The following is a 1,112-nucleotide window of genomic DNA, read 5'->3' as shown; positions in this document are numbered from 1 at the left end:
AAAGGTAAATTCGAGCGTAACAAGCCTCACGTGAACATCGGCACGATTGGCCACGTCGACCATGGCAAGACGTCGCTGACGGCGGCGATCACCAAGTATTTTGGCGAATACAAGCGCTACGACCAGATCGACGCTGCCCCTGAAGAAAAGGCGCGCGGCATCACGATCTCGACGGCACACGTCGAATACGAGACGGCTGCCCGCCACTACGCTCACGTCGACTGCCCCGGCCACGCCGACTATGTGAAGAACATGATCACCGGTGCCGCGCAGATGGACGGCGCGATCCTGGTCGTGTCGGCTGCCGACGGCCCGATGCCGCAGACCCGCGAGCACATCCTGCTGGCCCGTCAGGTCGGCGTGCCGTCGATCGTGGTGTTCCTGAACAAGGTCGACCAGGTCGACGACGCCGAGCTGCTCGAACTGGTCGAGCTCGAGGTTCGCGAGCTTCTGACCAAGAACGAGTTCCCCGGCGACGACATTCCGATCGTCAAGGGTTCGGCTCTGGCTGCCCTGGAAGACAGCGACAAGAAGATCGGTGAAGACGCGATCCGCGAGCTGATGGCTGCGGTCGATGCCTACATCCCGACGCCGGTTCGTCCGCTCGACAAGCCGTTCCTGATGCCGATCGAAGACGTGTTCTCGATCTCGGGCCGCGGCACGGTCGTGACCGGCCGCGTCGAGCGCGGCGTGGTCAAGGTCGGCGAGGAGCTGGAGATCATCGGCATCCGTCCGACGACCAAGACGACCTGCACGGGCGTGGAAATGTTCCGCAAGCTGCTCGATCAGGGCCAGGCTGGCGACAACATCGGCGCGCTGCTGCGCGGCGTTGATCGTGAAGGTGTCGAGCGCGGCCAGGTTCTGGCCAAGCCGGGCACGGTGAAGCCGCACAAGAAGTTCGTGGCCGAAGCCTACATCCTGACCAAGGACGAAGGTGGCCGTCACACGCCGTTCTTCACCAACTACCGTCCGCAGTTCTACTTCCGCACGACCGACGTGACCGGCATCGTGTCGCTGCCGGAAGGCACCGAGATGGTGATGCCGGGCGACAACATCACGGTCGATGTCGAGCTGATCGTGCCGATCGCCATGGAAGAGAAGCTGCGCTTCGC

At 63.2% G+C, this 1,112-nt stretch carries 1 protein-coding gene; it reads left to right on the top strand.

Annotation, left to right across the window (positions count from 1 at the left end; genetic code table 11):
- Window positions 1-1,112 (top strand): elongation factor Tu (tuf, locus tag EOA19_RS34920; RefSeq protein WP_128306119.1); only part of this gene is annotated, 1,112 nt, incomplete at both ends.

Source organism: Mesorhizobium sp. M7A.F.Ca.US.010.02.1.1, from assembly GCF_004023085.1.
Taxonomy (GTDB): Bacteria; Pseudomonadota; Alphaproteobacteria; order Rhizobiales; family Rhizobiaceae; genus Mesorhizobium.
Note: the sequence above shows the minus strand (reverse complement) of the source record. Positions and strands in the feature narration are given on the sequence as shown.